The organism is Faecalibacterium sp. DFI.5.82 (assembly GCF_029076575.1).
Lineage (GTDB): Bacteria > Bacillota > Clostridia > Oscillospirales > Ruminococcaceae > Faecalibacterium > Faecalibacterium duncaniae.
Genome location: NZ_JARFIS010000553.1, coordinates 1 through 309, shown reverse-complemented (window position 1 = coordinate 309; position 309 = coordinate 1). Strand labels below are relative to the sequence as shown.

Annotated in this window: 1 protein-coding gene; it reads right to left on the bottom strand. The window is 65.4% G+C overall.

What is annotated here, in order from left to right:
- A partial coding sequence (locus tag P0G09_RS17845; protein WP_275253338.1) for a DUF436 family protein occupies positions 1–309 on the bottom strand: 309 nt, incomplete at both ends.

Here is a 309-nt window from a genome sequence, read left to right as displayed (position 1 = left end):
CGCCAATGTCGATACCGGCGTGGGCGCGGATCTCCTCCACAGCAATGGGATCTTTGCACTGCTTCCAGCAGGTGGTGGCCCAGCTGCCGCCCGCAAGGGCCCGGGGCACGACACACACTTCCTCCCAGCCGTATTGTTCGGCGGCTTCCCGCTCAATGATAATGGCCCGGTTCAGGTGCTCACAGCACTGTGCCGCCAGCCTGATGCCGCGCTGAGCCAGCACCGGTGCAATGCCTGCATACACGGCCTGTGCGGCCTCCAGACTGCTGTCCTTGCCGATGTGCTCGTCCAGCGAGATCGTGGGCGGGC